Genomic DNA, 7,104 nt, shown 5'->3' on the forward strand with positions numbered 1-7,104 from the left:
CTCAGCGCGGCGTGGGTGACACCTGACGCTCGGCGGGACGGCCTCGGCTCCCCGCCTCCCACTCATCCCAGAGGTTGAAGGACTTCATCTGCTCGGTCAGGTCGGTGGCCTTCATGAGCGCCTCCACCTCCGCGCGTCCCTGCCGGGGGAGCCGCTCGTCCATGGTGGCGAAGCCCCACGCCAGCGCGCCCACCACCGCGGCATTGGCGCGCAGCGTGCGCGCGTCGCACTGCTCGAACTCGTCCGAGCGCGCATGGTAGTTCGGCCCGTACGTGGCGGACTCCTGGTTGGCGATGAGGTTGGCCACGCCGCTCAGCATGAAGTCCAGGTTGTCGGTGCCCACCACCGGCACATCCACCTGAGTGAAGGGACCCAGGCCCGCCACCGGGAGGAGCGCCTTGTCCACCAGCGGCACCAGCGGAGGGCGGCCATTGGTGAAGAAGCCGTTGATGCGGCCACAGCCGATGTCCACCGACAGCGCCATGGCATGTCCATCCAGCTCCGCCGCGTGCGAGCGCACGTACCCGGCCGAGCCGTGCATGCCCTGCTCCTCGCCGTTCCACAGGGCGAAGCGGATGGTGCGCGCGGGCTTCAGTCCCAGCCGCCGCAGCTGCCGCGCCAGGTCGATGAGCATCGCCACGTTGGCGCCGTTGTCGAGCGCGCCTCCGCCCAGGTCCCAGCTGTCCAGGTGCGCGCCCAGCACGACGACCTCCTCCGGTCGCGTGGCGCCTCGAATCTCACCGATGACGTTGTGCGCCTCGTAGGGTCCGCCCGTCTTCAGCTCCAGCGCGGCCTTCATCGTGAGCGCGATGCCGGCCCGCAGCAGCCGCTGCGCGCGCCGGGCTCCATCGCGCTCCATCACCATCATCGGCCGGGTGTTCTTCGCGCCCGTCGACACGTTGTGCCGGTAGAGCTGATTGCCCGGACGGCTGCCCATGTAGACGACGCCCGCCGCGCCGGCGCCCACCGCGCGCGCCTCGATTCCCACCGCCTCCTCGTACTCGCGGAAGAGGCCCTCCACGTCCCGCAGCTCCTCCGTCTCCACCAGCACGAACGCACCCTTCACCTTCGTCCCCACGCGCGTGAAGTCCGCCTCCGCGCCGCGTCCGACGTCCAGCAGCGGCGCGGCGAGGCCTCCCTTCGGCGTCGCCGTGGAGAAGGGCATCGCGGCCACCCGGGGCGCGAAGCGCACGCCCTGGCCCTGCACCGTCGCGCTCGCCGACTGCTCCAACCACAGCGCCGGCATGCGGAAGGGCTCACTCGTCGCGGGGACGCCCGCCGCACGGAAGCGCTCCAGCGCCCACGCCACCGAGCGCCGGTTGGACTCCGAGCCCGTGGCCCGCCCACCCACCTCGTCCACCAGCGAGCGCAGGTCCTCCACCATCGGCGTCGGGCCCAACAGGGCCCCCGTCAGCAACATCACCTCGCGCTCCCGCCCCCCGGGCGCGGCGGCCTCCTGGGCCTCCCCTCGCACGGATGAAACGAGGGCCAGCGACAGCAACGCGGCGCTCCAGCGCCAGGACATGCGGGATGGGAACATGGCGCCAGCATTCCCAGCCTCATGGGTTTCATTCAAGGCGCGAGGTGCCAAGGTCTTCTCGGCACATCGGACTACAAGCGCGAATGAAGTTTCAATTCGGTTGCTTGAGTTTCAGGTTGAGGAATGGCAGACGGGCCCGAACACCCAGGGCGGTCGCCGGAGAGCGAAACCCGCGCCTCCGTCCTCACTGACACGGGGCCGAGACGATGCGTGGAAACCTGAAGCAAGCCTGGCTGTGGATGTTGCCGGTGGCCTTCCTGGGCGCCTGTGGTGGCGCGCCCGAGGCCGCGCTGGAAGACGGGACGCTGGAGGAAGGCACGCAGGCGCTCATCTCCGCGCCGACGCTTCCCGCCAGCGGCAACATCGCGGACAGCACCACCCTCAAGGGTCCCCTGGCCATCGGCGGCGCGGTGGCGGGCTACCCGAGCACCTTGCCGGGGTACTTCGGCTACACGCTCCAGGCGAACGCGGGCGCGCAGCTCGCGTTGGAGGTGACGCACCTGGGCAGCTCCATGTACCTGGACACCGGCCTGTTCCTCTATGGCCCCAAGGACGCGAGCGGCAGCCATGGCGCCACGCTGCACGCGCAGGATGACGACTCCGGCTACGGCACGTTGAGCAAGGTGGGGCTGGTGACGGTGCCGAAGACGGGCGAGTACCTGGTGGTGGTGGGCTTCGTGAACGGAGTGGACAAGCAGTTCCGCCTCCAGGCGGCGTGTGTGGGCGGCACGTGCCTGCCCAACCCGCAGCCGGCGCCCGCGGGGGCCGTGCTCAGGTACGTGGAGAATCCGCTCACCGAGCGCCTCCAGTACACGCTCGACACCGCCAATCAGGTGCGCGAGGACGCGACGTCGTACCTGCGTCGGCTCGACTACCAGTGGCCGTACTCGGGCGAGGCCACGCTCACGCAGGCCGCCGCGGCCGTGCTCGCCCAGGGCCGCTACATCGGCTATCGGAGCGACCCGGCGCCGCTCGTGCTGAGCCTGCCGGAGTTGAACGACGCCATGTACTCGCAGTTCCGGCCGCTGCTGCCCGTCATGCTGGAGACGTACGGCAACGGCGTGGAGACGGTGCAGGTGAAGCGCTACTACCGCACGTTCTCCACGGGCCCCAACGGGGACAACTGGCGCAGCCTCTACGTCATCCTCTTCCCCCAGTCGTACAAGGTCCTCGTGTACGAGCAGACGGCCCACGAAATCTGAGGGCCCGGGCTGGCGGCCCGTCGAGCGCCAGCCCTCCGCCTCCCGCGCGTCTCCGGGCGGCGGCCAACTCGCTTCCTGGGGAGCTCGTGGCTCCCCCGAGCCGCCGTGGATGCACAGCTTCCGGTGGAGGTGTCGTGCTCCCGGAACAGCGAGCAGGCACCGTCACCCTGCCAGCTCGTCCAGGGTGAAACGGCCGGGGGCACCGTGCGGGGACCAGGCGCCAGCGAGACGGAGAAGGAGAGCATCGAGGGCGTCTCCCCGGAGCAGTCGCGCTTCTTCCTCGAGACGATGGTCGCCGGCGCCCCCGTGGGCCTGGCCTTCGTGGACCTGGAGCTGCGCTTCATCCACATCAACGACGCGCTGGCGGAGATGAACGGCCTGCCACGCGAGGCCCATCTGGGCCGCAAGGTTCGCGACGTCGTCCCCGACCTGTGGCCCACCATCGAGCCACACTACCGGCAGGTCATCGAGCACGGGCTGGCGGTGCGAAATCTGGAGATTGTCGGGAGCACGGCCAAGGAGGCCGGAGTCCCCCGCAACTTCGTCATCAACTACTTCCCGGTGCGGGACGCGGGCGGCGCGCTGCAAGGCGTGGGCATCACCGTGGTGGAGACGACCGAGCAGAAACGGGCGAATCAGGCCATCCGGATGAACGAGCAACGCTATCGCTCGCTCGTGGAGGCCACCGCGCAGACGGTCTGGACCACCGATGGCCGGGGCGCGCTGAACGAGCCCGCGCCCCGTTGGATGGCCTTCACCGGCCAGGCCCTGGGCGCGCACCTGGGACTCGGCTGGCTCGACGCCATCCACCCCGGGGACCGTGGCCGCTTCATGAAGGAGTGGGTCCGCGCGCTGGAGACCCGGGAGCCCTATCGGGGTGAGCTGCGGCTGCAGTTCCACGACGGCACCTGGCGCGACGTCATCGTCCGGGGCGTGCCGGTGTTCGATGAGGACGGCCTGGTGCGCGAGTGGATGTCCACCGCGGAGGACGTCAGCGAGCGAAAGCAGGCGGAGCAGGAGCTGCGCCAGACGACCCTGGCGCTCGCGGCGAGCGACGAGCGCTACCGGACCTTCGTCGCCCAGAGCACGGAGGGCATCTGGCGCCTGGAGATGGAGCCGCCGCTCGACACGCGCCTGACGGAGGACGCGCTCGTCGAGGCCATGGCCAGCACGGGGCGCATCGCGGAGACCAACGAGGTCATGGCGCGCATGAGCGGCTTCGAATCGGCTCGCGCCATGGTGGGCTGCACCCTGCGTCAGCTCGTCACCCGCGTCGGGGACACCCAGGGTGCCTCCATCCGCGGCTTCGTCCGCGGCGGCTTCCGCGTGCAGGACCTGGAGACGCGGCTGCCGGACCGGGACGGCGTCATGCGGGTGCGCCTGGCCAATCTCTTCGGCGTCGTCGTGGACGGATGGCTCGTGCGGGTGTGGGGGACGCAGCGGGACATGACGGAGCAGGCCCTGGCGAAGGAGGCGCTGGAGCAGAGCCGGGAGCAGGCGAGGCAACGGGAGCACCAGCTGCGCACCATCACCGACGCGCTCCCCGCCCTGGTGGCCTACCTGGACCAGGGCGAGCGCTACCTCTTCTGCAACCGCGCCTTCGAGACCTGGTTCGGCCTGCGCCCCAGTGACGTGGTGGGACGGACGATTCGCGAGGTGGGTGGAGAGACGCTCTATCCCCTCTTCAAGGACTGGGTGCGCAAGGCCCTGGCGGGCGAGCATGTCACGTACGAGACGGCGCTCGCGCTGCGCGATGGCCGGACGCTCCATGTCCAGTCGACGTATGTACCGAGCGCGGACGCCCAGGGCCGCATCCAGGGCTGTGTCGTCCTGGTCAACGACATCACCGACCGCAAGCGCACAGAGGCCGAGGTGGAGAGCCAGCGCGCGCGGCTCTACGACATCCTGATGAGCGCGCCTGCCTCCATCGCCATCATCTCCGGACACGAGCAGCTCTTCACCCTCGTCAATCCCATCTTCAAGGGGATGTCGAATGACGCGGAGCTGGTGGGGCAGTCGCTGCGTGAGCTCGCGGAGAGGAACGAGAAGGGCCGGGAGTATTCCCAGACGCTGGCGAAGGTCTACGAGACAGGCCAGCAGGTGAAGACCACCGAGATGCCGCTGCTGCTGAATCTCCACGGCAAGGGCCTGGAGCAGCGCTACTTCAACATCACCTATCAGCCCCTGCGGGACGCGCGCGGGCAGGTGGACTCGGTGATGTCCTTCGCGCTGGATGTGACGGAGCAGGTCCGTGCCCGGCATCAGGCCGAGGAGCTGGCCGCGCACCTGGGCAGTCAGCAGAAGTGGATGGAGTCGGTGCTGGACCTCAGCCCCATCGCCCTGCTGTTGATGGAGCCTCACACCGGCAAGGTGCTCTTCGCCAATCAATCGGCCCGCAACCTCACCGGAGGCCAGTTCCCGTTGGGTGTCCCCGTGCAGCGCTACGACACCGTCTACCGCGTCCTCGACCCCCAGGGCGGGGTCATCCCCAATGAACAGACTCCGGGTGCGCGGGCAGCGCGGGGGGAGACCCTGAGACGGACACCGCTGACGTGGCAGCTCGGCCCGGGGATTCCGCGGGAGTTCCTGGTGGATTCAGAGCAGTTGCCCTCCATGTACGGGCATCCGGCGACGATTGTCCTGGCGCTCCAGGACGTGACGCAGCTGAAGGATATCGAGGTGCGGCTCCAAGAAGCGGTGCGGCTGCGCGACGAGTTCCTCACCGTGGCCTCCCACGAGCTCAAGACGCCGCTCACGCCGCTTCAAATCAAGCTCCAGGGGCTCGCGCGCGAGGCCGCGACGTCCACGTCCGAGGAGCACCTGCGTGAGAGCGTGCTGCGGGCCTCGGAGAGCACCTCGCTCCAGGTGCGCAAGCTCGCCGCGCTCATCAACGACTTGCTGGACGTCACCCAGCTCACGGGCGCGCCGCTGCCCCTGGAGTTGGGCCGGGTGGACCTGTCGGCCGTCGCTCGAGAAGTGGCGGAGCAGCTTCGAGCGCAGGCGGCACAGGCGGACTGCGCGCTCGACGTCCAGGCGCCCGTACCGGTGATGGGCCGGTGGGACGCGCGCAGGCTGGAGCAGGTAGTGCGGGGGCTCGTGTCCAATGCCATCAAGTATGGGTCCGGCAGGCCCGTGCGAATCCGGGTGGAGGAGCGCGAGGGACGCGGGCGACTCACCGTGCGGGACGAGGGCATCGGCATCGCCCCCGAGGACCTGAGCCGCATCTTCGAGAAGTTCGGACGCGCCGTGTCGGCGCGAAACTATGGCGGGTTGGGGCTGGGGCTCTTCATCAGTCGTCGCATCGTCGAGGCCCACCAGGGCACCATCCGCGCGGAGAGCCAGCGCGGGCATGGCGCCACGTTCGTCGTCGAATTGCCGCTCACGGGGCCGGAGCCGTCCTCGCCGCCGTCCATTCACTGACGGGCGGCGGGAGCGGGAGTCGAGCACGCGGCTGCACATCGTGCATCGCCCGGCGCACAGAATGGCCCTCGTGGCTTCGCTCTTCACCCGCGACACGTGGCAGCACGGCGCTTGCACTCAAGCCACGGCGGCCGGCACGGCGCCTCCGCGTTGCTCCATGACGAGCGACCCGGGGCCCGTGAGTTCGACACCGAAGGTCATCCTCGAGAACCCAGCATGAGTGGAACCGTGATGATGCGTGGAGGGCTGTGCGCAGTGATGTTCGCGATGGCGGGGTGTGGTGAGGGAATGGAAGGACCCCCGGGGCCCCAGGGAGAGCCTGGCCCCTCCGGAGAACAGGGTGTCCCTGGGGAGACCCAGACGTGTGATGGTTTGTATTTCGTGGATGCGAAGGGAACCGTGGCCTTCCCTGTCTGCGCGCCGTACCTCATCGATTCGCAAGGGTTTACCTGGAGGTTCGACTTCGAGTCGGGCCAGCCCACGCACGAGGCCTCCCTCCCATGGCATTCCACGCCCCTCTCTGACCTGGCGGCCCTGGTCCATTTCGAGACGGCGGATTGCACGGGAACGGCGTTCATGACGTTCCCCATCTTCCCGCGCATGCCGTTCCCCGTGCTGGGCAAGTACCGGGTGCGCTCGGATGACTCGACGTGGTCCACGCACTCGTTCCGCTCCGCATGGCGAGACGATGGCTCCTGCGATGGGTTCCAGGGGCGCCCCCCGGTCCGGGAATGGGAAGGCTTCCCACTCGAAACCGAGCGGGAGTTGACCCCGCCCGCGTCCTTCCAGGGTCCCCTGCACATCGAACGACGACCCTAAACCGGAGTTCGTGATTCTCGATCAGGCCGGAGGGCGGGCGGGCGTGAAGTGAGCGGGAAGAGGGAGCAGGGGCACCTCTCGTTCGGCTCTGTGTGCGCAGAAGACCTGAGAGCGAGAAGGCCC

At 69.2% G+C, this 7,104-nt stretch carries 4 protein-coding genes; 3 read left to right on the forward strand and 1 reads right to left on the reverse strand.

Going from position 1 to position 7,104, the window contains the following annotated elements; translation table 11 throughout:
• Nucleotide 1: 1 nt before the first annotated feature.
• Nucleotides 2–1,540, reverse strand: coding sequence for a M28 family peptidase (locus tag HUA78_RS44045; RefSeq protein WP_174478931.1), 1,539 nt, complete (start codon nt 1,538–1,540; stop codon nt 2–4).
• Between the two features lie 206 nt (nt 1,541–1,746).
• Between HUA78_RS44045 and HUA78_RS44050 the strand changes: the two genes are divergently transcribed.
• The 3 genes from HUA78_RS44050 (at nt 1,747) to HUA78_RS44060 (ending at nt 6,981) form a co-directional block, all read left to right on the forward strand.
• Complete coding sequence (locus tag HUA78_RS44050) at nt 1,747–2,742, forward strand: hypothetical protein (protein ID WP_174478932.1); 996 nt, start codon at nt 1,747–1,749, stop codon at nt 2,740–2,742.
• Between the two features lie 105 nt (nt 2,743–2,847).
• Entirely contained in the window at nt 2,848–6,162 is a 3,315-nt protein-coding gene (locus HUA78_RS44055) for a PAS domain-containing protein (protein ID WP_174478933.1), read from the forward strand.
• Nucleotides 6,163–6,378: 216 nt separating this feature from the next.
• Nucleotides 6,379–6,981, forward strand: coding sequence for a hypothetical protein (locus tag HUA78_RS44060; protein WP_174465663.1), 603 nt, complete (start codon nt 6,379–6,381; stop codon nt 6,979–6,981).
• Nucleotides 6,982–7,104 lie beyond the last annotated feature (123 nt).

The sequence above is a fragment of the Myxococcus sp. CA033 genome (genome assembly GCF_013336625.1).
GTDB lineage: Bacteria > Myxococcota > Myxococcia > Myxococcales > Myxococcaceae > Myxococcus > Myxococcus llanfairpwllgwyngyllgogerychwyrndrobwllllantysiliogogogochensis.

What these genes read in the sequence shown, in the direction of transcription:
- HUA78_RS44045 (WP_174478931.1), bottom strand. Translation starts at nt 1,540, where the DNA reads ATGTTCCCATCCCGCATGTCCTGGCGCTGGAGCGCCGCGTTGCTGTCG.
- HUA78_RS44060 (WP_174465663.1), top strand. Translation starts at nt 6,379, where the DNA reads ATGAGTGGAACCGTGATGATGCGTGGAGGGCTGTGCGCAGTGATGTTC.
- HUA78_RS44050 (WP_174478932.1), top strand. Translation starts at nt 1,747, where the DNA reads ATGCGTGGAAACCTGAAGCAAGCCTGGCTGTGGATGTTGCCGGTGGCC.